This window comes from Amphibacillus xylanus NBRC 15112 (assembly GCF_000307165.1).
GTDB classification, from domain to species: Bacteria; Bacillota; Bacilli; order Bacillales; family Amphibacillaceae; genus Amphibacillus; species Amphibacillus xylanus.
The window spans coordinates 469,124-491,797 of the sequence record NC_018704.1; the positions used below are offsets into that span (position 1 = coordinate 469,124).

26 protein-coding genes and 2 pseudogenes are annotated in these 22,674 nt (G+C 35.4%); 24 read left to right on the top strand and 4 right to left on the bottom strand.

Annotated elements, in window-relative coordinates; translation table 11 throughout:
- Positions 1-113: 113 nt before the first annotated feature.
- The 7 genes from rlmD (at position 114) to AXY_RS02485 (ending at position 5,796) form a co-directional block, all read left to right on the top strand.
- Positions 114-1,496 carry a 23S rRNA (uracil(1939)-C(5))-methyltransferase RlmD gene (gene rlmD, locus AXY_RS02445; RefSeq protein WP_015009192.1) on the top strand — a complete coding sequence of 461 codons (1,383 nt, stop codon included), beginning with the start codon at positions 114-116 and terminating at the stop codon, positions 1,494-1,496.
- Positions 1,497-2,479: 983 nt separating this feature from the next.
- Entirely contained in the window at positions 2,480-2,845 is a 366-nt protein-coding gene (locus tag AXY_RS02455) for a DUF3796 domain-containing protein (RefSeq protein ID WP_015009194.1), read from the top strand.
- A gap of 5 nt (positions 2,846-2,850) precedes the next feature.
- Complete coding sequence (locus AXY_RS02460; RefSeq protein ID WP_015009195.1) at positions 2,851-3,060, top strand: helix-turn-helix transcriptional regulator; 210 nt, start codon at positions 2,851-2,853, stop codon at positions 3,058-3,060.
- 26 nt (positions 3,061-3,086) lie between these two features.
- On the top strand, positions 3,087-3,509 hold the full coding sequence (locus AXY_RS02465) for a hypothetical protein (protein ID WP_015009196.1): 423 nt from the start codon (positions 3,087-3,089) through the stop codon (positions 3,507-3,509).
- A gap of 362 nt (positions 3,510-3,871) precedes the next feature.
- Entirely contained in the window at positions 3,872-4,528 is a 657-nt protein-coding gene (locus AXY_RS02475) for a Vat family streptogramin A O-acetyltransferase (protein ID WP_015009198.1), read from the top strand.
- The gene (locus AXY_RS02480; RefSeq protein ID WP_015009199.1) at positions 4,509-5,249 is read left to right on the top strand and encodes a class I SAM-dependent methyltransferase; all 741 of its coding nucleotides are present in this window, start codon (positions 4,509-4,511) and stop codon (positions 5,247-5,249) included. Before AXY_RS02475 ends, AXY_RS02480 begins: the two co-directional genes overlap by 20 nt.
- A 355-nt stretch (positions 5,250-5,604) precedes the next feature.
- Positions 5,605-5,796: a hypothetical protein gene (locus tag AXY_RS02485; RefSeq protein ID WP_015009200.1), complete on the top strand. Its 192-nt coding sequence runs from the start codon at positions 5,605-5,607 to the stop codon at positions 5,794-5,796.
- A 436-nt stretch (positions 5,797-6,232) separates the two neighbouring features.
- Here AXY_RS02485 and AXY_RS02490 read toward each other — a convergent pair whose 3' ends face one another.
- Complete coding sequence (locus AXY_RS02490) at positions 6,233-7,747, bottom strand: IS3 family transposase (RefSeq protein ID WP_015009202.1); 1,515 nt, start codon at positions 7,745-7,747, stop codon at positions 6,233-6,235.
- An 85-nt stretch (positions 7,748-7,832) separates the two neighbouring features.
- On the opposite strand from AXY_RS02490, the gene AXY_RS02495 reads away from it, so the two are divergent.
- The 6 genes and pseudogenes from AXY_RS02495 to AXY_RS12465 all read left to right on the top strand — a co-directional run.
- Entirely contained in the window at positions 7,833-8,108 is a 276-nt protein-coding gene (locus AXY_RS02495) for a hypothetical protein (protein WP_015009203.1), read from the top strand.
- Between the two features lie 169 nt (positions 8,109-8,277).
- The gene (locus AXY_RS02500) at positions 8,278-8,613 is read left to right on the top strand and encodes an ArsR/SmtB family transcription factor (RefSeq protein ID WP_015009204.1); all 336 of its coding nucleotides are present in this window, start codon (positions 8,278-8,280) and stop codon (positions 8,611-8,613) included.
- A 13-nt stretch (positions 8,614-8,626) separates the two neighbouring features.
- On the top strand, positions 8,627-8,956 hold the full coding sequence (locus AXY_RS02505) for an arsenic metallochaperone ArsD family protein (protein WP_015009205.1): 330 nt from the start codon (positions 8,627-8,629) through the stop codon (positions 8,954-8,956).
- Between the two features lie 31 nt (positions 8,957-8,987).
- Positions 8,988-10,046 carry an ACR3 family arsenite efflux transporter gene (arsB, locus tag AXY_RS02510; protein WP_015009206.1) on the top strand — a complete coding sequence of 353 codons (1,059 nt, stop codon included), beginning with the start codon at positions 8,988-8,990 and terminating at the stop codon, positions 10,044-10,046.
- 9 nt (positions 10,047-10,055) lie between these two features.
- Positions 10,056-10,457, top strand: a complete 402-nt coding sequence (locus AXY_RS02515; protein ID WP_014097261.1) for an arsenate reductase ArsC — start codon at positions 10,056-10,058, stop codon at positions 10,455-10,457.
- A gap of 268 nt (positions 10,458-10,725) precedes the next feature.
- Positions 10,726-10,839 (top strand): annotated as a pseudogene (locus AXY_RS12465) (SPOR domain-containing protein); the annotation flags it as partial.
- 80 nt (positions 10,840-10,919) lie between these two features.
- Here the strand turns inward: AXY_RS12465 and AXY_RS02520 are convergent.
- Together AXY_RS02520 and AXY_RS02525 are read right to left on the bottom strand one after the other, a co-directional pair.
- Positions 10,920-11,099, bottom strand: a complete 180-nt coding sequence (locus AXY_RS02520; protein WP_015009207.1) for a hypothetical protein — start codon at positions 11,097-11,099, stop codon at positions 10,920-10,922.
- A gap of 496 nt (positions 11,100-11,595) precedes the next feature.
- Positions 11,596-11,901: a UPF0236 family transposase-like protein gene (locus AXY_RS02525; protein ID WP_015009208.1), complete on the bottom strand. Its 306-nt coding sequence runs from the start codon at positions 11,899-11,901 to the stop codon at positions 11,596-11,598.
- A 107-nt stretch (positions 11,902-12,008) separates the two neighbouring features.
- Here AXY_RS02525 and istA point away from each other — a divergent pair, with 107 nt between their 5' ends.
- The 8 genes from istA (at position 12,009) to AXY_RS02570 (ending at position 20,347) form a co-directional block, all read left to right on the top strand.
- Positions 12,009-13,298: an IS21 family transposase gene (gene istA, locus AXY_RS02530; RefSeq protein ID WP_015009209.1), complete on the top strand. Its 1,290-nt coding sequence runs from the start codon at positions 12,009-12,011 to the stop codon at positions 13,296-13,298.
- A complete protein-coding gene (gene istB / locus AXY_RS02535; protein WP_015009210.1) occupies positions 13,291-14,046 on the top strand; it encodes an IS21-like element helper ATPase IstB in 756 nt (251 codons plus the stop codon). Before istA ends, istB begins: the two co-directional genes overlap by 8 nt.
- Positions 14,047-14,352: 306 nt before the next feature.
- Positions 14,353-15,465: an RNA-guided endonuclease InsQ/TnpB family protein gene (locus AXY_RS02540; protein ID WP_015009211.1), complete on the top strand. Its 1,113-nt coding sequence runs from the start codon at positions 14,353-14,355 to the stop codon at positions 15,463-15,465.
- A 781-nt stretch (positions 15,466-16,246) separates the two neighbouring features.
- Positions 16,247-16,936, top strand: a complete 690-nt coding sequence (locus AXY_RS02550) for a response regulator transcription factor (RefSeq protein ID WP_015009214.1) — start codon at positions 16,247-16,249, stop codon at positions 16,934-16,936.
- A gap of 82 nt (positions 16,937-17,018) precedes the next feature.
- Positions 17,019-17,942, top strand: a complete 924-nt coding sequence (locus tag AXY_RS02555) for an ABC transporter ATP-binding protein (RefSeq protein ID WP_015009215.1) — start codon at positions 17,019-17,021, stop codon at positions 17,940-17,942.
- Positions 17,935-18,702, top strand: a complete 768-nt coding sequence (locus tag AXY_RS02560) for an ABC transporter permease (RefSeq protein ID WP_015009216.1) — start codon at positions 17,935-17,937, stop codon at positions 18,700-18,702. Before AXY_RS02555 ends, AXY_RS02560 begins: the two co-directional genes overlap by 8 nt.
- A gap of 99 nt (positions 18,703-18,801) precedes the next feature.
- On the top strand, positions 18,802-19,632 hold the full coding sequence (locus AXY_RS02565; RefSeq protein ID WP_231841361.1) for a sensor histidine kinase: 831 nt from the start codon (positions 18,802-18,804) through the stop codon (positions 19,630-19,632).
- 64 nt (positions 19,633-19,696) lie between these two features.
- On the top strand, positions 19,697-20,347 hold the full coding sequence (locus AXY_RS02570) for an N-acetylmuramoyl-L-alanine amidase (RefSeq protein WP_269447590.1): 651 nt from the start codon (positions 19,697-19,699) through the stop codon (positions 20,345-20,347).
- A 104-nt stretch (positions 20,348-20,451) separates the two neighbouring features.
- Here the strand turns inward: AXY_RS02570 and AXY_RS02575 are convergent, their stop codons facing one another.
- The gene (locus AXY_RS02575; RefSeq protein ID WP_155835448.1) at positions 20,452-21,345 is read right to left on the bottom strand and encodes a hypothetical protein; all 894 of its coding nucleotides are present in this window, start codon (positions 21,343-21,345) and stop codon (positions 20,452-20,454) included.
- A gap of 193 nt (positions 21,346-21,538) precedes the next feature.
- Between AXY_RS02575 and AXY_RS02580 the strand changes: the two genes are divergently transcribed.
- The 3 genes and pseudogenes from AXY_RS02580 to AXY_RS12995 all read left to right on the top strand — a co-directional run.
- On the top strand, positions 21,539-21,766 hold the full coding sequence (locus tag AXY_RS02580) for an SHOCT domain-containing protein (RefSeq protein ID WP_015009220.1): 228 nt from the start codon (positions 21,539-21,541) through the stop codon (positions 21,764-21,766).
- A gap of 53 nt (positions 21,767-21,819) precedes the next feature.
- Positions 21,820-22,050: a recombinase family protein gene (locus AXY_RS12990; protein WP_015009221.1), complete on the top strand. Its 231-nt coding sequence runs from the start codon at positions 21,820-21,822 to the stop codon at positions 22,048-22,050.
- Between the two features lie 8 nt (positions 22,051-22,058).
- A pseudogene (locus tag AXY_RS12995) lies at positions 22,059-22,637 on the top strand (recombinase family protein); the annotation flags it as partial.
- Between the last annotated feature and the right edge of the window lie 37 nt (positions 22,638-22,674).

The window sequence follows — 22,674 nt, forward strand, 5'->3', positions numbered from 1 at the left end:
CTTATTTCCCGGGAAATAAGTCGAATGATGGTAAGGAAGTTCAGGTATAATGATATACTAAAGATAGAGGAGTTATTTAAAACGTGATTCGAAATTGAAAGGAAGTAAGCTTTGTGTCAACAAAACAAACACCAGTTAATAAAAATCAAACAATAGAATTAACTTTTGAAGACATAACCCACGACGGCAATGGCGTCGGGAAAATTAATGGTTATCCCATTTTTGTAACTAACGTATTGCCAGGTGAAAAGGCAAAGGTAAAAGTAATTAAAGTTAAGAAAAACTTTGCCGTAGGTCGCCGACTTGAATTAATTGAAGCAAGCCCAGATCGTGTTGAACCACCATGTAATGTTTTTTACAAGTGTGGTGGTTGTCAATTACAACACATGAGCTATGATATGCAGTTAAAAGTGAAACAAAATCAAGTTAAAAGTGCACTAGCAAAATTTGCCCACATAACAGATATCCCTGTTGAGCCCACTTTAGGTATGGAAGATCCATGGCGTTATCGTAATAAAGTGCAAATTCCAGTCGGTGAAAAGGATGGTAAATTAATTACAGGATTTTATCGACCACGCAGTCACGACATTATCGATGAAATGGAGCGTTGTATCGTTACCTCTGAAGTTAATGATGATTTAGTTGATATTGTTCGAGAAATCGCTAATGAACTTGGGATACCAGCCTATAATGAAGAGACACACCGAGGTGTATTACGTCATATTATGGTTCGAACTGGTGAAAATACAGGACAAACAATGCTCGTCATCATCACTCGGACAAATAAGATACCAAAGCAGGATGAATTTATTCAACGTATTCTTGAAAAACAGCCTAACATAACATCAATCATGCACAACGTGAATCCAGATAGGACAAATGTAATCTTAGGTAAAAAAATAAAATGTCTTTGGGGTGAAGCATATATTTATGACACCATTGGTGATGTTAAATTCGCTATTTCAGCACTATCATTTTATCAAATCAACCCAAAACAGACGAAAGTACTTTATGATAAAGCGTTAGAATATGCCAATTTAACAGGTGGAGAAACAGTTATTGATGCTTACTGTGGAATTGGAAGTATATCATTATTCCTTGCCCAAAAAGCGAAAAAAGTTTACGGCGTAGAGATCGTTCCACAAGCGATTCAAGACGCAAAGAAAAATGCTAAATTAAATGACATGGATAATACAGAATTTATTGTCGGACAAGCAGAAGAGGTTATGCCTGCATGGAAAGAAAACGGCCTAAAACCTGATGTTATCGTTGTTGACCCACCAAGAAAAGGATGTGATGAAGCACTGCTTCATGCGATGGTTGAAATGAACCCTAAGCGAATTGTCTACGTATCATGTAATCCATCAACATTTGCACGTGACCTCGTGATTTTAACAGAGGGTGGCTATAAGCTGAAGAAAGTACAACCAGTCGACATGTTCCCGCAAACGAGCCACGTTGAGTGTGTTGCCTTGATGTCAAGGATGGAAGATTAAAAGGCTGCAAAGCCCTTATATATAAGACTTTAGACTGTTTGATTATTTCTAAATTCTTGTAAGAAGGAGAGAAAATAGTAGAGCGGAAAATCATAAAAATAAGTAGTGAGAGTACAGTTTAGATGAAAAAATTATTAGAGAGTACAGTTTAGATGTTTTTCTGTTTTAGTCGAGGTTGAGTGGTCAAGTTGAATGTTAGGAATAAGTGTATTTAAATCTCAATATAAGAGAGCAGGGTGGAAATTTATAGACTTTAAGGCAACAAGTTGGTTTGAAAGAAACTATAAAAATATTCTTACAGTTATTGTTATATTTGTTTCGATAGGTGCAGTTTTTTACTATTTTTCGCTACAAGACAAAAGTGATACTGGAAAGGCAACCCTTTTTTAGACAAATTTATTCCGAACAAGAATATACTGGCGGTGTAAATAATTTTGTGTAATCTCATTCTTTTAATTAATAATTGGTAAAAGAATATAAAGTAATTTGATATAGAAACTGATCTTTCAAAGGTCATTTGATTAAGTATATTGTACCTATAATTGGGAATAATATACTTAATTCTTATCTAATAACAGGATAAGGCTATGCTGAGGAGCAACCTGAACGGTTATTAGAGTTCTATACAGGAACGGATGGTTGCAGTTAGCTATCCGTTTTTTCATCCGTTCCTGGAAGAACTAAAGCGATAAACCTCAGGGGTTTTGGGGACAGAGTCCCCAAGTATGCTCCTTTGTTTAATACTTCAGCAAATAATATCTTTAACTGACTTATTACTAAATCCCAGTTTGGATATGCTCGTGTCCATTTCTTACTAACTCTTTCCGTCGCTAAATAAAGCATTTTCAACATATGATGCCAATAAATTGTGCAAAGGGATTACAATTGAGACTTCAAAACTCCCATCGCCCTTGATTATTTTTTAGTGAGGTGAAATATTTGTAACATAGATATAAATATGTCACATGGGGGTTGTTATAGTGATGAAGATTAGGATCCAAAAACCCATTAAATACCTATGGCTCTTAGGATTCTTAGGTTTTCAAGGTTTCAAGTATTTTAAAACTGGTGAGCCCCTGGCCCTATTCTGGTTTAGTTACTTTAGTTTTTTTGCCTACTATTTTATAGGGAAGATGGCTGATGAAATGCAAGATGAACGATATTTTGAAAATAGTCAAAGGGCTAAGTTGAAGACTGCTAAGATCCCCTTAATCACTCTCTTTACTATTGGATTTTTCTCAGGGTTTTCCTTTGTAACAAAAGAATTAATCATACTAATCTGTGCCCTTGGGTGGGCTGGAACCTTAATATCATACGCCTATCTCTTCTGGCATTATGATCAAGATTAGAAGGGGTGAGACCTATCCAAAAGTTTACTTGTAACCTAAAGAAGTATCGTCTAGAAAAAGGCTTGACCCAGGAGGAACTTGCCCAGCTAGTAGGAGTCCGTATGGAAACCATCATCAGGCTTGAAGCGGGTAAATACAACCCATCTCTTAAGTTAGCCATTGATATTTCAAGGGTTGTAGAAGTGCCTATTGAAGAAATCTTTATTTATGACTAGTATTGTAATAATATTTCTTAGGGAATATGGAAGGAGATGAAGCTGTGAAGGTAGATTATTATGATGGAATAAGAATATCATATCCAAAGGATTGTGGTAATGCTCCTAAAAAAATTGTGCTATTAGATTTTTATATTGCATTTGCCACAGGAAATGATAGATATATAGAGGATAATACATCTGACAATATCACTTGGAAGATTATAGGGAATGAATTAATAGTTGATAAGGATAAAATACTTGAAAGATTAAGGAACTATAGGGGCAGGAGCATTAAAGAAATCCTAATAAGCAATCTAATAACCCATGGCAACGTGGCTGCTGTTAATGGAAGTATTATCTTTAGTGATGAGTCTACTTTTGAGTATTGTGACATATATAGATTCAATGGGTTTGGGAAAAATGCCAAGGTAAAGGAAGTCACCTCCTATACCATCCAGACTAAATAAGACCAGAATATCAAGTAAAGAGATAAGGGGTCATAGGAGATGAAGGCCCCTTTCCGTAGAAATATTTGTTTGCTGAGAACAATATAGATAAAGACGATGTATCCAATATTTGCGCGACATTGCTTTCGAAGCATATCTTCCCTTAATCAAGACTTATTTGCAGCAAATAAAGAATACTGTATAAATGAAAAAAAGGCTGTTAAGATGATTGAAGATTTTAAGATCAAGCCAAGCGATTACAAGGAAAGGGTCGATAAGGTTATTTCCTTAATATCAACTGATGTAGATTGTACAAGAAAAGGAATAGAGATTCTTCAAAGACTAGTAAATGAGGTTGAATACCTGAAAGGAGCCAATATTCTATGACGGGGCCAGATAAGAAAAAACTTTATCCGAATGAAAATATAAAGACGGTTTGCTATATAAGTAATCTACCTAAAAGACCAAATGTTGAGATTGGTGAATACACTTATTACAGCGATAATAAAAAGTCTCCAGAGAAGTTTTATGATAATATAGAGCATCATTACGAATTTCTAGGGGACAAACTGATAATAGGTAAGTTTTGTGCAATTGCAGAGGGTGTTAAGTTTATTATGAATGGCGCAAATCATAGAATGGATGGAATAACAACCTACCCATTTAATATTTTTGGTGGCGGATGGGAGAAGGTAGCACCTACAATAGAAGAGCTACCATTTAAAGGAGACACAGTGATTGGCAATGATGTCTGGATAGGTCAAAATGTAACCATTATGCCAGGCGTTGTAATTGGTGATGGCGCGATTATTGCCGCTAATTCAACAGTAGTGAAAAGTGTTGAGCCATATACAATATATGGTGGGAATCCAGCTAAGTTTATCAAAAAACGCTTTAGTGACGAAAAGATTGAATTCTTGCTAAAGCTTCAATGGTGGAATTGGAGCGAAGAGGAAATATTTAATAATCTTGAAGAGCTAACATCGGAAATAGATAACTTTTGGAACGAGGAGAATTTAAATGAAAGAAAACAAATATGATGATAGTATATTTTTTGAAAAATACAGTCAAATGAGTCGCTCACAGCAGGGACTAGCCGGTGCAGGAGAATGGGAAACATTGAGAAAGCTGCTGCCGGATTTTAAAGATAAGCGTGTGCTTGATTTAGGATGCGGCTATGGATGGCACTGTATTTATGCGATGGAACACGGTGCTTCTTCTGTTGTAGGTGTTGATATTTCTCATAAAATGCTCGAGGTAGCCAAAGAAAAAACACATTTTCCACAGGTTGAATATAAATGCTGTGCTATAGAAGATGTGGAATTCCCGGAGGAGAGTTTTGATGTAATATTAAGTTCACTTGCGTTTCACTATGTAGCAGATTATGAGATTTTAGTAAAAAAGATATATAGAATACTGAAGTCTGGTGGTAAGCTAGTTTTTACGGTTGAACATCCTGTTTTTACTGCCTATGGAACACAAGACTGGCATTATAACGAAAAAGGAGAAATACTGCATTTTCCGGTGGATAATTATTATTATGAGGGCAAACGGACAGCTGTGTTTTTGGGAGAAAAGGTTACAAAATATCATAGAACACTGACCACATATCTAAATACACTGCTTTCAAATGGTTTTATAATAAATCAGATTGTGGAGCCGCAGCCGCCGGAAAACATGATGGATATTCCGGGGATGCAGGATGAAATGCGCCGTCCCATGATGCTGATTGTATCGGCCAACAAAAAAGAGAAAAGATAAAATTGAAACACCCGCAACATAAACAGCAAAGGAGTGCGATATGATGCTATCTGAAAATAACTCCACACCAAGGAGTGAAAATAATAATCCATGAGGTATATTGATATGTTTCCGTCTACCGATAGCCCCAAAAACGCAGTAGATATGTTTCCGAGAACGGATACGCTCAAATGACATTCATTCTGTCCTCTCGAGCCATGTGGAGACTATTGCGTTACTACAAAAGGAAATTATATAGAAATCCTGAGATTTAAGCACTTTCACGACTATTTTGCCTTCGAAGAAGATGAGCAAAAATTCAAGAAAAAGGTGCTGAAAAAACATTTTAAGGTTTTGGTGATGGTTGACCTAGTTAGTGGAGAAACAAGAAAATAAGGATAAAAGTGAAAATCAGCAAGGAGTAAAAAACTTGCTGATTTTTGCATTTATGATTTCAGACTTGTTAAAAGGACAAGTCAAGAATGGTGATTTTGATAATTCTAGAATGGCAAAAAGGAAAAGTCTAGACATGTCAAAAAGACAACCTAACTATATAGAGATTAGTTAGATTGATAGAGTTATATTTATATTAAGGGGAGAAAGGGGAAAAAATTTCTTTTAAAGTGGGATAAAAGCTGAAACGGTGGTTTACCGTAATAGGTTAGAAATAGCAAAAAAATTAATTATGTAAATCTAGACATATGAGAGGAAGGGAAAAATGTTAGGTAAAATTAAAAATCAACACTATATACCACAAATGTATTTAAATGTATTTATTGAATGTGAAAATAAATTAACTGTATGGAATATGAGTAAAGATATAATTTTACAAGGACAATCAGCGAGAAATTATGCCTCAATAAAATATTTGTAACTGATAAACTAAGGTAGTCAGTTGGAGGTGCGGATGTTTTCTTGGACCATTTTTAGATTGAATTTTCAACTCTGAATAGTTAAGTAAAACTCATTTTAGTCTTATATTGAAATGATATTTGTCAGCGAAGTTATGCTATAAGTTTCAATGACTCTCGATATTTCATGATGCTAATTCCACCTAGCGATAGCTTGATCCTTTTATTATTATACCATTCAAGATACTCATCCAATAGTTCGATGAAGTCTTCAATAGATACATCTATCCACGATTCACCATAAAAGAACTCATTTTTAAGTCGTCCAAAAAAACCTTCGCATGCGGCATTATCGGGAATACAACCTTTCTTTGACATCGAACGTATCAGATTATTGTTATCCATTCGATCAATCCATCCTTGCCATCGATAATGCGCGCCACGATCTGTATGAATGATTGCTTGCTCATCTTTCTGCAATATAGATACCGCCTGATCAAGCATCGTGTTCACTAACTCTGCATTGGGAGAAGTGCTAATTGTCCAACTCACGACTGCATCATCAAAACAATCAACCATTGGTGATAAATAAACTTTTCCAGCGGGAATACTAAACTCTGTTATATCTGTAACCCATTTTTCATTTGGTTTATCCGCCTTAAAATCTCTTTGAAGAATATTAGGTACAGCCGGAGATATTTCGCCATGATACGAATTATATTTTCTCATTTTAATAGTTTTCACAATAAGGGTTTCTTCCCGCATAATGCGCCGAACAACTTTTTCTGAAAGAAGGATACCACTATTTTTCAGTGATGCATGTAACCGGCGGTAGCCGTATCGACGTTTGTTTCTTTCGAAGATATCAATAATTTTAGCACGTACATCTTGGTATTTATCAGGCAAAGCAAGTTGCTTCTTATGATAACAGTAACTACTTTTAGGGTTATCAACGATTATCAATAACTGGGATAGCTTATACTTTGGGCGAATGGCATCAATCAGGATTGTTTTTTCTCGATTTGTGAGTTTTTCCAGAAAGATGCCCTGGTCTTCTTTTATGATTTCTCCCGCCTTTTCCAATATATCCTTTTGCATTTGAAGATAATATACCTCTTCTTGGAGTTGCTTGACTTGATCCTTGAGCTTATTAATATCTGTGTTCGTAGATTCACTCATTTTATTTATGGGCACTCCCTTACCTAGCAACTGATCTTTGTGTTTATAAAGAACTTCCCAACTAACACCGACTTTATCAGCAACACTCTGTGCAGATGTGTCACCGCGTGTGAGTAAGGACAGAACAGCAGCTACCTTTTCAACTGAAGTTAATGTTAACCCATTTCTATTTAATCTACGAGACTCAGGTGCCAAATCCTTTACCCATTGTCTTAATAATTCGCGACTAGGATATCCTAACATCCGACACGTACGAGAATAGCACTTCCCAAATTCTAAATAATGGTCGACCGCTTGTTGTTTTTCATTATTTGTATATTTGGATTTCCGAGTATTTTCTTTTCTAATATCCCCGTTATCTTTGTACTCTTTTACCCACTTTATAAGCGCTCCGCGTGATGGATATCCTAATTCATTTATTGCGGCAGCATAAGATTCATATTTAAGGTATAGTTTTATCGCTTTTAATTTATCCTCATAGGCGAACATTGTTTTCCTCCTGAACAATTTTGGTCTAAGATTTTGTCCGCAAGCCCTTATAGATAAAAAGCTAGAGGAATTACAAAAAGATCTTTTGAGACTGGCCAATTCCAAAGAGGATTATAACGACATTGCCGATGAGATTTATAGGCTCAGAGAAGAAAGGCATAAGGCTTTAGCAGAAGAAGCTGGCAAAAAGGGCTCCAAGCAAAGGCTAGAAGATATGGAAAAATTCATTAATGAACAATCCATCCTCCTTGAGGAGTATGATCAGCAACTAGTAAGGAGACTTATAGAGAAAATAACGGTCTATGATGATAAACTAACTATTGAGTTTAAATCTGGTATAGAAATTGATATAGAAAAATAAAACGAATTTGACCGCCGATTGAGGTGCAGTGGCATCTTAGTCGGCGCTTTTTGTCGTTAACTTATTATAAAACCATATTGACAACTATCGATATGCCGGATATTCTTGTTATAAGATATCGAGAACATTCGATGTCATTGATACATATGAATATATAGGAGGTAATTTTATGAAACATTCATATGCAGATTATGTTCCTGCAATTAAGGCTATGTCAGATGAAACACGGTTAAAGATTATAGATATGCTATCGTGTGGAGAAATGTGCGCATGCGATATATTAGAAGAATTCAGTATTTCTCAATCCACTCTTAGTTATCATATGAAGATATTATCTGAAAGCGGTCTTGTAAATGCAGTACGTGATGGGGCTTGGATGAGATATACATTAAACAAGGAAAAAACGGATGAGGTTATAGCTTTCTTTACATGCATAACAAACGATAAAGAAGATTGTATTTGTAAAAAGAGCAAAAATAAAAAATCTGATAATCAATGTTGTTAAGGCGGATTTAGTAATGAAAAATATTGAGATTTTTGACCCAGCAATGTGTTGCTCGACAGGAGTTTGTGGACCATCTATTGACCCAGAGCTGTTAAGAGTAGCAACTGTTATTAATTCGCTTAAAGAAAAAGGGATTATTATAAAAAGGCATGGTTTGTCAAGTGAACCTCAGGAAAGGCATGGTTTGTCAAGTGAACCTCAGGATTTTATCTCCAATAAAGTTATAAGTGAAATTCTACAAAAGGAAGGAGCAGATATTCTTCCTGTAACACTGGCAGATGGTGAAATTGTAAAAACCAAAAGCTACCCAACAAATCCCACAAAACTTAATTACATTTTTTGATAGCTTAAAAAGAAAGAAGGATTGATTTAACATGAGTAAGGAACAAAATAGTGGAATTGGATTTTTTGAAAAGTACTTAACCGTATGGGTTATTTTATGTATGTTTGCAGGGGTATTGATTGGAAAGTTTTTACCCGGAATCCCAGCGTTTTTAGGGCGTTTTGAATATGCAAATGTTTCAATACCTATGGCTATTTTAATCTGGCTTATGATATATCCAATGATGTTAAAAGTAGATTTTCAAAGCATAAGAAATGTAGGCAAAAATCCTAAGGGGCTTTTTGTTACATGGATAACCAACTGGTTGATAAAGCCTTTTACCATGTTCGGCATTGCATGGCTGTTTTTCTTTGTAATTTTCAAATCTCTAATTCCGGCAGAATTGGCACAAGACTATCTTGCGGGAGCAATACTTCTTGGAGCTGCACCGTGTACAGCGATGGTATTTGTATGGAGTTATTTGACCAAAGGCAACGCGGCTTATACCGTCGTGCAAGTGGCAACAAATGATCTTATAATTCTCATAGCTTTCACGCCTATAGTTGCGTTTCTTCTAGGTGTGGGCGGTGTAACCATACCCTGGGACACTCTTGTTTTATCTGTAGTATTGTTTGTTGTTATCCCGCTGGCTGGTGGTATAATTACCCGTAATTACATCACAAAAAAGCGAGGACTCGATTACTTTGAGAATAGCTTTATACCGAAGTTTGGGAATGTCACCACCATAGGTCTATTGCTAACATTAATAATAATCTTTTCATTCCAGGGCGATGTAATTCTGAATAATCCACTGCATATTGTTTTAATTGCTATACCATTAATTATTCAGACTTTCCTAATCTTTTTCATTGCATATCTAGCAAGCAAGGCTATAAAACTACCTCATGAGATAGCAGCGCCTGCTGGCATGATTGGCGCCTCTAACTTTTTTGAACTGGCAGTTGCCGTTGCGATTGCATTGTTTGGAACACAAAGCCCAGCTGCACTTGCTACCATTGTAGGAGTTCTAACAGAAGTGCCTGTTATGCTGATATTAGTAAAGATAGCGAATAATACAAGACACTGGTTTCCAGAAAAATCAAGAAAGTAGGTATGGCCAATGAGTAATAAACTAAAGGTCGCATTTATATGTGTTCATAATTCATGTCGAAGCCAAATAGCCGAGGCACTTGGTAAGCACTTTGCAGGAGATATATTTGAAAGCTACTCTGCTGGCACAGAAACAAAACCTCAAATTAACCAGGATGCTGTGCGCCTAATGAAAGAGCTTTATGATATAGATATGGAGAAAACTCAACATTCAAAGTTGCTTGATGAAATACCTCCAGTAGATATTGTTATTACAATGGGGTGTAATGTGGAATGCCCTTACCTTCCATGTAAACACAGGGAAGATTGGGGGTTGGATGATCCTACAGGTAAGAGTGATGAGGAATTTAAAAAAGTAATATCAACAATAGAAACAAAAATAAAAGAGTTAAAAGCAAAACTAAAGTCATAATAATTATAACGCCAATTACAAATCTAGTAGTTGGCGTTATAATTATATATGTCGATATGTTCCCGCCTACCGATAGTGCAAAAAGTGCCTTTGACTTGTTTCCGACTACCGACAATGTAAAAGACATCAATCCACCCCGCTCGTTGCATGTGGAGTTGGTAGCATTGATGTCTAGAAAGTAAGCTTTGATGCAACAAGGGTTTAGGACGGAACATCTATTTTGTCTACACGGTGAAATGGGTGTACGTCAACATCAAAGCCAACAACAGGTGGAAAGAAACTATATCGTGTACAGATTGGTGCGTATAGTGTTAAAAAGAATGCTGATAAGCAGTTGGAAAAAGCAAAGAAGTCTGGGTTTAAGGGTGCTTATGTGAAGTAAGAATAACAAGAATAACCGAGGAGTGATTATTCGATTCGGTTATTTTTTAACTAGTATTTGCTATGCCACAATCTGACCCGTTAATTGAAAAATGGAAGACTCTGAAAAAGTGAAACAGTAATAATCAATGTTGATAACGAGCCAAAAGAAATTAAAGTAATGATTTTACGATTATTCTGCTTCTTTGAAGGCTTGATTAGCTCATTAATTGCATAAATCCATATAAACATAGATGCAATTATAATAAGAGTCATAGTCATATCAGACACTCCTTTCTTTATTTACTCATTCCACCAGTAAAGCATTTCTATCACTATACGGCCCTTTAACAGCACGCTGTTTATTCAACAACTGCGCCCTTTAGTTGAAGAGTGTTCCATTAATTTTTGACATCGTAGTGTAGTTCAACAAATTGATTGAAATCCCTAGTTCCTTTCAACGAAAGATCCAATTGATAATCTCCCTCTTTAAATAATGGAATCCCCTTTCCCTCGTATTGTTGTAAGTTGACATGGAGCCTCTGGGAGCACGAGTAGTCAGCCAAGGAGCCAAGTATAGAAAGGCTTGGCTAAGTTCGCCAGGATATCATGCTCCCTTCTCCATGTAAAGTTCAAACGATGATGCATGGGACTACTCTCCACTTCATTCAAAAAACACATCATACCATTTAAAAGCCTACCAATCCTCGCAACGTTCTTGTATAAGGCTTTCGCTGTTCATCTCTGGTCAATGCTGGTAAATGTCCTTGAATGGCGTCTATCGACTCCCTTGTCTTCTATGTGGGCAACTTCGCAAAGGACGGAAACTTTTTCGGCTTTTTTTGGTTATCAGTTTCGCTGGTTGATTGGTTGCGACACGGTGACCAGCTTCCCTATCAAAGTATTTACTTCTGTTAATTGTAACCTCACCAAACATCGTGGCAATTGTACACTTCTGCATTTCCCTATTTTTGAATCGTTTATAATCACGGTTATTCATCAGCCACTCATCCAATTCATCTAAAAGTGAAATGAAAATATTTTGATATACAATTTGAAGCTCTTGAAACAAATTTTGTACCATTTCTTTAATAGTCGGGATATAAATGATAGCTTAAGAATGTACAGAAATGATTAGATAAGCATGTACAGTTTCGTTCGGTTATTGCATAATATTCTGGGGTGAATATGATGCATATAAAAATTGATGTAAATACCGAAATAGAAATAAAAGAGCTTACAGACTTACCAAAATTAAAATTATTTATGGAGAGTCTGAACATGAAAATTAATAAAAGTAAATTAGCGAGAGATCTGAATGTTGATCGTAGAACAATCGATAAATACTTAAACGGTTTTCAACCAAGTCATACAAGGAAAAGAAAGTCGAAAATCGATGATTTTTATGATGTTATCAAATTGCTTCTCTCAGATGAATCACCACAGAAGTTTTACTATAAGCGAATACTTTGGCAGTATTTAAAAGATAATCATGGACTAGACTGTGCGGATTCTAGTTTCAGAGCGTATATTTCGAGAAAGCCCGAATTCCAACAATACTTTGATTCTCATAAAGGGAGATCAGACAACCAGGAAACCATCCGCTTTGAAACTCCTCCGGCTGAACAAGCTCAAGTCGATTGGAAAGAAAACATAAAGTACATCACTAGAGATGGGGAAATATTGTATGTGAATGTTTGTGTATTTCTTCTATCTTACTCGCGATTCCGGACTTACCTATTGTCGATTTCTAAATCACAAAGTGTGCTATTATCTTTCCTTACGGAAAGTTTCGAATCTATCGGTGGTGTGCCTAAAACTCTTTTAGTAGATAATATGAAAACAGTTATGGATGAGCCAAGAACGGCTTATCACCCAGGTAAAGTGAATGAGCGATTTTATCAATTCGCGAAAGATTGTGGGTTTGAAGTTAGGCCTTGTATAGCAGGAAGACCACGAACAAAAGCTAAAGTAGAAGCACCTATGAAGCTATTAGATGAGATTCATGCCTATCAAGGGAAATTTAATTATGAGGAATTACACTCTTTTGTACAGGAACTAAGCAATCGAGTAAACAGTCAATATCATCAAGGAACAGGTAAAATACCGATATTACATCTTAAAAAAGAAAGAAACCTCTTAAACCCATTACCACATAGGAAAATAAGAGATTTCTATAAGATAGATCACATACCTGTAAAAGTAAACACTTCCAATATGGTTTCATTTAAGTCCAATTTGTATTCTGTACCACCAGGATACGTTGGTAAAACCGTAGGTTTACAGGTATACGATAATAAAATTCATGTTTATTATAACACGGATTTAATTGCGGAACATCCCATAAGTAATCAAAAGATGAACTTCAAAGAAACACATTATATTGAAAGTTTATCCAAGCAACTTCACTATAAGGATGACATTGAAGAACTAGCAATAAGAAATTTATCCGCAATTAGTGAGGTGTATAAAAATGAATAGTAGCTATACGAAACTTATGGAAAATCTAAAATACCTAAAATTAAATCAAATGATGATTCATTTAGATGAAACAATCGATTTTATGAACAACAATGATTTATCTTTTGTAGATGCCCTCATTAAATTAACGGATTATGAGATTGATATGAAAGAATTTAATATGATTAAATCGATGGTAAAAGTGGCAGCCTTCCCGCATTTAAAGGAAATAAAAGACTTTGATTTCTCCTTTCAACCATCGATTAACAAAGAACAAATACTAGATTTTACATCGCTACGTTTTATTGAACAAAAGGAAAACATCGTCTTTTTAGGCTCAAGTGGAGTAGGTAAAACCCATTTAGCAACATCGATAGGAATCGCAGCAGCAAAGAAGAGAAACAGTACGTATTTTATTAAGTGCAATGACTTAATATTAAACTTAAAGAAAGCGAAACTTGAAAACCGATTAGAAACACGCTTAAAACATTACGCAAGATATAAATTACTCATCATCGATGAAATCGGTTATCTTCCAATTGATGAAGATGACGCAAAGCTCTTCTTTCAATTAATTGATATGCGTTATGAAAAGAAAAGCACCATCTTTACAACGAATGCGAGCTTTAAATCATGGGGCGAAATTTTTCAAGATCCTAGACTAGCAAATGCCATTTTGGATAGGATTCTTCACCATGCGACGGTTGTTAATATTGTAGGAGATTCTTATCGTCTCAAAGATCATATTCAAACGGAGAATAAGTCGTAAGTTCATAAAGCTATTAGGTATGGCTTCCGCCATACTCAATAGCCCAAACTTGTACATCGTTAAACAATCAAAAGTGAGCATTCTTATCTTGACATTTATATCGGGATATTATTGATATGAGAGTCCTCTTCTTTTATTTAGGGCAATTGTGCGAACTTTTTAACGTATTTTCCGAAAGAAGTCTCCCATCCTCAAGGAATGAAATGAGTAGGTGGGCGATGAATTTCGGTTGGAGATAGCCAAAACTTATGGTACAATAAATAAAAAAGGGAACTAGTGTTCGTTATTAAAATGAGGTGAATTGATATGACCAAGCTAAATAAAGCTTTCAAATTTCGCCTATATCCAAATAAGGAACAGCAAGGTTTTTTAGCGAAAACATTTGGTTGTGTTCGCTTTGTCTATAATAAGATGCTGGAAGAACGTAAAGAAACGTACGAGAAATTCAAAGACGACAAAGAACAGCTTAAAGAACAAAAGTTCCCGACACCAGCAAAGTATAAAGATGAATTTCCATTCCTAAAAGAAGTGGATTCTTTAGCTTTAGCAAACGCACAGATCCATTTGCAAAATGCTTATAAGAACTTTTTTGAAGGTCGTGCGGAGTTTCCTAAATTCAAAAGCAAGAAAAAGAAACAATCTTACACAACCAACATGGTTAATAGCAATATTAAGCTAGAAAATGGTCATATCAAACTGCCAAAAATCAAAAAGCCAATAAAAATAAAACAGCATAGAGAAATACCTGCTAATCATAAAATCAAATCTTGTACTATTTCTAAAACAAAGACAGGCAAATACTATATTTCTATTTTGACAGAATACGAGAAAGATATTCAGTCAATAAAAATCCAGAAAGTTGCTGGCTTAGATTTTGCTATGGATGGTCTATATGTTGAGAGTGAACGGGGTGAGAAAGCCAATTATCCACGTTACTATCGGCAAGCTTTAGACAAATTAGCAAAAGCACAACGAATTCTTTCTCGAAGGAAGAAAGGTTCTGCACGATGGGAAAAGCAACGTCTAAAAGTAGCTAAGCTGTATGAAAAGACAGCGAATCAACGCAGAAATTTTCTTCATCATAAGTCAAAAGAATTAGCAACAAACTATGACGCCGTGATTATTGAGGATTTAGACATGAAAGGTATGTCTCAAGCCCTCAATTTTGGAAAAAGCGTTCATGATAACGGCTGGGGTATGTTCACGAATTTTTTAGAATACAAGCTAAAAGAACAAGGGAAGCAACTTGTGAAAATTGATAAGTGGTTTCCTTCTACTAAGAAATGTTCATGTTGCGGCAAGGAAAAAGAAATCCCATTATCTGAACGTGTATATAAATGTTCTTGCGGCTTTGTATTAGATCGTGATCACAATTCAGCAATCAATGTCAAAAATGAGGGATTACGCTTATTGGCATAAAGAATAATAACTTTCGGAACGAGAGGGTTAGCTCGGTCAATTTTCTGTCATTAGACGGGATTACCCGAGAAGCCCCCACTTTAATCAAACCGTAAGATTGATAAGTGGAGGGTAGTTCACGTGTTTCTTATGTTTTCGGATGTATATTCATTTCGAGGATATAAGAGGAGAATGATGATGAAAAAAGAAAAAGTATATATCGTTTTGTCCGATACAAGTTCAATTGTTTCTAAATTGATTAAACTATATACAAAAAAACGCTATAATCTATGTATCAATATCGTTTGATTCTCAGTTATTAGAAGCTTATAGTTTTGGGAGGAAAAAAGTTGGGAATTCATTTAGTGGAGGATTCGTAAGAGAAGATATGAAACGAGGGTTATTTAAAAATGCTGATTGTGTCATTTATTCTCTTACCGTAACGGAACGTCAATTAAAAAAGTTGAAACGTTATATATTTGCAATGAAAAGAAGTAAAGAAATTTATCGTTATCATTTTTGGTTTGTTCGGGTTTCTTGTAAATAAACCTATTCAAAGAAAAAATGCTTACTTCTGTTCACAATTTGTCGCGACGATATTAAAGAAAAATCAAGTAATTGAATTCGATAAACCTCTTGCGTTAACCGCTCCACATGACTTTCAGGGACTAACACTATTGGATTTAGTATATGAAGGAAAATTGAACACGTATCTTCAAGATGATCGTGGTGAAATTTCAATGACACTTCCTTCTGTTTTCGTTTAAAGCGGATGAATATACGAAAGGATGGAGGAATAAAAATGCCTGGTAAAATCGATATTTTAGTTGTAGAAGACGACGAAGACATTAATCAATTGTTATGCAAAATTATTAAAAAGAGCGGCTACTATCCGCAATCTGCATACTCTGGTACAGAAGCGATCATGTATTTAGAAAAACAAAATTGGGATTTAATTTTACTTGATTTAATGCTTCCAGGGATGGATGGGAAAGCAGTTCTTGAAAAAATTAGAGAACAAGGAGTCATGCCGGTCATTATTATTTCTGCAAAAAATGAAAAAGAAACGAAAGTAAGTACGTTACGATCTGGCGCAGATGATTTTATTACGAAACCGTTCGATATCGATGAAGTTTCTGCACGTATCGATTCACTGCTTCGTAGATATCGCTATACGAATAAAGCTACAGAACGAGTGCTTACCCATAAAGATATTCAATTAAATTCGGAAGAAAAAACCGTTTATGTAAATGGACAAAAAATTTCATTAACCGTTCGAGAATATCACATTTTAAAACTGTTCATGTCTTCTCCTAAAAAGATATTTTCGAAAGCGAATGTATTTGAAAGTGTGTGGAACGAACTGTTCTATGGGGATGACAACACCGTAAACGTTCATATAAGCAACTTACGAAATAAATTGTCCCAAGCAAATCCGAATGAAGAGTATATTGAAACGATTTGGGGAATGGGGTATCGGATGAAATCTTAAAGATTTCTTAAGGTATTTCTTAAGCCTTTCTTATACTTTAAGAATCATACTAATGGTAATACGATGAAAGGAGAGCATTAGTATGACAGAATATATTTTACGGACGAACGCATTAACAAAAAAATATAAAAATGATTATGCATTAAAAAATGTTGATGTGACGATCAAAAGAGGAGAAATTTATGGATTGATTGGTCAAAATGGGGCAGGTAAAACGACGATGCTACGTTTAATCACCGGGCTAGCATTTCCTACAAACGGATCGATCGAATTGTTCGAAAATAATGATCGAAGAGAAATGACTGCAGCGCATAAAAGAATGGGAGCGATCATTGAAAACCCGGCTCTTTTTCCGAATATGACCGCCTATGAAAATTTAGAAGTCCAGCGACTGCAAAGAGGAATTCCAGGAAGAGAGTGTATCGAGAAAGCTTTGAAACTTGTCGGACTTGAAGGTACTGGTAAGAAAAAAGTGAAAAACTTTTCATTAGGAATGAAACAACGCCTCGGATTAGCGATCGCATTATTGAGTGATCCCGAATTCATCATTCTTGATGAGCCAACGAACGGACTCGACCCGATGGGGATCGTTGAAATGAGAGAATTGTTGAAGAAATTAAATCGTGAAAAAGGACTCACTGTGTTAATTTCGAGTCATATTTTAAGTGAACTTTATCAATTGGCTACGAAGTTCGGCATCATTCATCAAGGGCAATTGTTGGAAGAAATATCTGCCGGTGAATTGAATGATAAATGTCGTCAATACTTGCGCATTAAAGTCGATGAACCTGCAAAAGGCGTAAATGTTTTAGAAGAGAAATTATCTGCACATGATTTCGAGATTTTATCAGACGGGACGATCAAACTTTACAGTTATCTCGATGATGTACACTTAGTGTCTCGCACTTTGACAGAACACGGCCTTGTTATCGAACATTTATCTCAAAATGGCGACAGTCTTGAAAATTATTTTACGAAGCTCATAGGAGGCGTTGAAAATGAGTAATCTAATGAAAGCGGAACTTTTTAAATTACGTCGAAATAAGACGTTTATCGTTTTAATGTTATTTATCTTCGGATTAAGTACATTGCTTCATTCTTTGATTGTTACAGAATGGTGGTATATGACTGGAACTCCATTTGAATTGGCGAATTTGAATGAATTGAATGTCTTGATTTTTTTCACTGTTCCACTGTTTTTCAACTTTATCGTCAGCACGTTAGCTGGGTTTTTTATCGCGACTGAATTTACCCAAAACAATGCGATAAAAAACGAAATGATTAGCGGAAACAAAAGATCACAAATATTTATTGCGAAATATTGCGTTTTCACTGTTGGAGCACTAATTACGACGATCGTACTTCCGTTAGTCTCAGCGATTGTCGTCGTAAAATTAGTCGGCACGAACGATGTATTATCAGCAGAAAGTTTGATATATTTAGGGAAATCATACAGTTTGTTTACGATTCATTTTTTAAGCTTTACCGCGATCGTCTTGTTGTTCGCGATATGGACAGAAGATAGTGGCAGGACGATTTTATTCACGTTAGTCCTATCCATTGCGATGTTTTTAGTGGAAAAGTTTGTTACGAACGAATTTGTGAAAACAATTTATGAAAATACATTTTTCTCTCAGTTCACCGAATCGTTTAAATATACGATGACGGATGATGAAATTGTCAAATCGATCGTCATCGGAGTTGTGTCTTTCATACTGATCATGTTATTTGGAATAGTCACGTTTCATAAAAAAGAAGTGAAATAGCAGGAAGGCGGGTGAAAAATATTGTTATATTTGTTTATCATCATGTTCATTATTGTGACGATATTTTTAATCACTCGCCTTTTTGCTTTACATAAAGAGATGAGAAAAATAGTTCACCAATTGAAAAAGTACAATCAACGAGAAACGAATAAGAAGATCGACATGGTGTTAATGGATAAAAATATGGAAAACTTAGGAATGGAAATAAATAAATTAATTGATCTACATATCGCCGAAAATAGGAAACGTGTCCATTTTGAAGATGAGCATAAACGAGCGATTGCTAATATTTCGCACGATCTCAGAACTCCGTTGACGTCGATCGTCGGCTATATCCAAATGGCTAAGAAAGAAGATATTCCACCTGATGAACGGAAAGAATTATTGTCGATTGCGTACGAGCGAGCAAAAAGATTGGAAACTTTATTAAATGATTTTTATGAACTATCAATCATCGAGTCGAACGAACTTCATGTTACATTGGAACGAATCAATTTGAAAAATATCGCAATTGAAGTGTTAATGAGTTTTTATGATCAATTTCACGAAAAAGAGATTACCCCAATCACCCGTATTCCAGACGAAGCAATATATATTATTGCTGATAAGTCTGCGTTGACACGCGTGTTAGAAAATTTGTTTGCTAATGCGTTTACCCATTCAGATGGGGAGATTAAAATGTCGATCGAGGATAAAGATCATGTAGTCAAACTGAAAGTAGAAAATCATACGAATACTTTAACAGAGAAAGATGTTGAACATATTTTCGATCGGTTTTATATGGCGGATCAATCACGTTCCGGAAAAAGTACTGGATTAGGACTATCGATTGCAAAGAGCTTAATGGAAAAAATGAATGGAAACATCCGAGGGCAATTACATGACGGAATATTTTCCATTACTTGTGAATGGAGAAGCGCAAAGGAATAGAAATGATTCATGAATTAAAAAATTATATTTAACAAAGGATGAGTGCTATAAGGCGGGAAGAAAGATTACTCCAAAAGGAATTATGGTCCATAGCACAGGGGCAAACAATCCGAATTTAAAGCGTTACGTTGGTCCAGATGATGGTTTATTAGGAAAGAATCAATACAACAATCACTGGAATCAGCCACGACCAGATGGCAGACAGGTGTGTGTTCATGCTTTTATCGGAAAGTTAAAAGATGGATCGATTGCCACTTACCAAACGTTACCCTGGAATCACCGTGGATGGCATGCGGGTGGAGATGCGAATAATACACATATTGGTTTTGAAATCTGTGAAGATAATTTAACCGACAAAACTTACTTTAATAAAGTTTATAAAGAAGCGGTGGAACTTGCTGCTTATCTTTGTAGGCAATACAAACTGACGGAGAAAAATATCATCGGCCATTATGAGGGCTATCAGAAGAAAATTGCTAGTAATCATGGTGACCCACGTCATTGGTTTTCAAAGCATGGTAAATCTATGGATACGTTCAGAGCTGATGTGAAGAAAGAATTAGCGAAAGGTACCTCAACGTCTAATCCATCAACTGGTGGAAAGAAACTATATCGTGTACAGATTGGTGCCTATAGTGTTAAAAAGAATGCTGATAAGCAACTGGAAAAAGCAAAGAAAGCTGGATTTAAAGATGCGTTTGTGAAGTATGAATAAATAAAATCAACCGAGGAGTAGTTAAACTCTTCGGTTGTAACTTAAATGACTATTTGTTCTTCCACAATCGCGCCCGTTAATGGAATAGACCTCTTTCTTCGATTCTACTTCTTTTGATAAGTAATCCAAGTTGGACAAGGAGCAAAAGGGAATCTTTTTAATACTTCCATTGCGTAAATATCGGTTGTATCAAATTCACCTACAATAGCCCTTACGTTTTGATTAATAGAATATTTTATATGTTGGAGTATTAGTCGTGGAATTAATCTTTTGAATTGCTTATCCGAACATCCACACCAGCCTAATTCATATGTATTTTCACTGTCTGATTCGTGAAGAAAAGAATATGCTATTATCTCTTTTCCATCTTTGTCCAAAAAAACATAACTCCCATTAATGACTGTGTCATTTGCTAAAATCAGCTTTTTCCATTCATCAAGGTTTGCATCTACTACTGGATTCACTTTATGTGTTTCTTCATAGTTTCTTCTAACAAGAAGCGATAATTTTTCCATCAGCCTATTGTTTGATGTGATATCCGCTAATGTTTTGATTATATGATTGTTTTTATCACTAAATTGCACTTCCTCTTTGATGTCAGTTACCTGAAGCGTCGGCATATACGTTCTTCTAATTTCCTTAAATCCATTTCTCTCATAAATATTTTTCAAGTTAATCGCGGTTTCCCAAATAGATGTTTGCAACGGACTTTCGATAATTCCCAAGCTTTCAACCTTGGCTAGTAAGTTTTCTTCTACTCCATACATCTCATAAAATGGATTGCTTAAAATTCGAAAGTAAGTACAATGCGGATGAAATTTACTTACCCATCCAAATATTACACCTACTAATTTATTTTCAACAAATGCCGAGTATGCAAATTCTGACTTGGAATTCTTTACAATATTTAATAAACCTTTATCTTCAAAGGATAAATCTAACAGATTTTTTAATTGCACTTCTTCTGTTTTATCGTATTCCTTTATAATAACTTGCATATTTATCCTCCATCCGAATTGCATACTAGGTAACTATTCTACATAATGGCCCGTTTGTTGAATAATCTACTTTCATTATATCTAGAACTTCAATTACATATCAACTATTAATCAACATATTACAGAAATAAGGGTTCGAATCTCCGTTTTTTTATTCGCATATAGGTAGAAGACTATTTAGGAGGAAACCTATATGCGAATGACACAACTCTCACCTAATCATCAAACACCAAATCATAAACAATCAAAACCAACTGAAGATCAACTTCAAAATGAACTTTATTTCCATCTTGCTGAAAATATGCTCATGAAACTACGTGAAGAGGAGCTTATTTCCCATGAAGAACTCAATCAAATAAGCAAATTAAATCGTCAAAAATTCAATCCCTTATTAGGCCCTTTAGTGTGCGATAAACCTTGATATAACAGTGGTCTAACGCTAATATGTCACATACAAGAAATGGGGGTGAGTGGATGAGGAAGATAACAACACTTGATATGACAACATTTTCAGTAGTAAAACCGAAACAAAAGGTCGCTGCCTATATACGAGTGTCAACATCGAATGAGGATCAATTGATTAGTTTAGAAGCGCAAAGACGACACTACAAAACTTTAATTGAGAAGAATGATGAATGGCAACTTATTGATATTTATAGCACGAAGGTATTACAGGAACGAAAAAAGACAGACGACCTGAACTGATTCGCTTAATATCCGACTGCGAAAAAGGAAAAATTGATTTCATTTTAACAAAATCCATTAGTCGATTTGCGAGAAACACAATTGACTGCTTGGAGTTAGTCAGAAAATTGATGGACTTGGGTGTGCACATTTATTTTGAAAAGGAAAACATCAATACGAATTCGATGGAAAGTGAACTTATGCTTTCAATCTTAAGTAGCCTTGCGGAAAATGAGTCCGTATCTTTATCGGAGAACAATAAGTGGTCGATTAGGCAACGATTCAAACGTGGAACGTACAAATTATCGTATCCGCCTTACGGTTACGATTATATGGATGAACAAGTTGTTATAAATGAAGAACAAGCACAAGTTGTCAAGCGAATATTCAATAGTGTACTTGAAGGAATAGGAACAGAACGAATTGCCAGGCAGCTAAACGAAGAAAGAATACCAACAAAGCGAAATGGCAATTGAACAGGTTCTACGATACGTGGAATTGTTAAGAATGAAAAATATAAGGGAGATGTGCTACTTCAAAAAACCTTTACTGATGAGCATTTTAATCGAAAGGTAAATCAAGGTGAACTTGATCAATACTTAATTGAAAATCACCATGAAGCGATTATCACACATGCTGATTTTG

What these genes read in the sequence shown, in the direction of transcription:
- AXY_RS02455 (WP_015009194.1), top strand. Translation starts at nt 2,480, where the DNA reads ATGAAGATTAGGATCCAAAAACCCATTAAATACCTATGGCTCTTAGGA.
- AXY_RS02465 (WP_015009196.1), top strand. Translation starts at nt 3,087, where the DNA reads ATGGAAGGAGATGAAGCTGTGAAGGTAGATTATTATGATGGAATAAGA.
- AXY_RS02475 (WP_015009198.1), top strand. Translation starts at nt 3,872, where the DNA reads ATGACGGGGCCAGATAAGAAAAAACTTTATCCGAATGAAAATATAAAG.
- AXY_RS02480 (WP_015009199.1), top strand. Translation starts at nt 4,509, where the DNA reads ATGAAAGAAAACAAATATGATGATAGTATATTTTTTGAAAAATACAGT.
- AXY_RS02490 (WP_015009202.1), bottom strand. Translation starts at nt 7,747, where the DNA reads ATGTTCGCCTATGAGGATAAATTAAAAGCGATAAAACTATACCTTAAA.
- AXY_RS02500 (WP_015009204.1), top strand. Translation starts at nt 8,278, where the DNA reads ATGAAACATTCATATGCAGATTATGTTCCTGCAATTAAGGCTATGTCA.
- AXY_RS02505 (WP_015009205.1), top strand. Translation starts at nt 8,627, where the DNA reads ATGAAAAATATTGAGATTTTTGACCCAGCAATGTGTTGCTCGACAGGA.
- arsB (WP_015009206.1), top strand. Translation starts at nt 8,988, where the DNA reads ATGAGTAAGGAACAAAATAGTGGAATTGGATTTTTTGAAAAGTACTTA.
- AXY_RS02515 (WP_014097261.1), top strand. Translation starts at nt 10,056, where the DNA reads ATGAGTAATAAACTAAAGGTCGCATTTATATGTGTTCATAATTCATGT.
- AXY_RS02520 (WP_015009207.1), bottom strand. Translation starts at nt 11,099, where the DNA reads ATGACTATGACTCTTATTATAATTGCATCTATGTTTATATGGATTTAT.
- AXY_RS02525 (WP_015009208.1), bottom strand. Translation starts at nt 11,901, where the DNA reads ATGGTACAAAATTTGTTTCAAGAGCTTCAAATTGTATATCAAAATATT.
- istA (WP_015009209.1), top strand. Translation starts at nt 12,009, where the DNA reads ATGCATATAAAAATTGATGTAAATACCGAAATAGAAATAAAAGAGCTT.
- istB (WP_015009210.1), top strand. Translation starts at nt 13,291, where the DNA reads ATGAATAGTAGCTATACGAAACTTATGGAAAATCTAAAATACCTAAAA.
- AXY_RS02540 (WP_015009211.1), top strand. Translation starts at nt 14,353, where the DNA reads ATGACCAAGCTAAATAAAGCTTTCAAATTTCGCCTATATCCAAATAAG.
- AXY_RS02550 (WP_015009214.1), top strand. Translation starts at nt 16,247, where the DNA reads ATGCCTGGTAAAATCGATATTTTAGTTGTAGAAGACGACGAAGACATT.
- AXY_RS02555 (WP_015009215.1), top strand. Translation starts at nt 17,019, where the DNA reads ATGACAGAATATATTTTACGGACGAACGCATTAACAAAAAAATATAAA.
- AXY_RS02560 (WP_015009216.1), top strand. Translation starts at nt 17,935, where the DNA reads ATGAGTAATCTAATGAAAGCGGAACTTTTTAAATTACGTCGAAATAAG.
- AXY_RS02565 (WP_231841361.1), top strand. Translation starts at nt 18,802, where the DNA reads ATGAGAAAAATAGTTCACCAATTGAAAAAGTACAATCAACGAGAAACG.
- AXY_RS02575 (WP_155835448.1), bottom strand. Translation starts at nt 21,345, where the DNA reads ATGCAAGTTATTATAAAGGAATACGATAAAACAGAAGAAGTGCAATTA.
- AXY_RS02580 (WP_015009220.1), top strand. Translation starts at nt 21,539, where the DNA reads ATGCGAATGACACAACTCTCACCTAATCATCAAACACCAAATCATAAA.
- AXY_RS12990 (WP_015009221.1), top strand. Translation starts at nt 21,820, where the DNA reads ATGAGGAAGATAACAACACTTGATATGACAACATTTTCAGTAGTAAAA.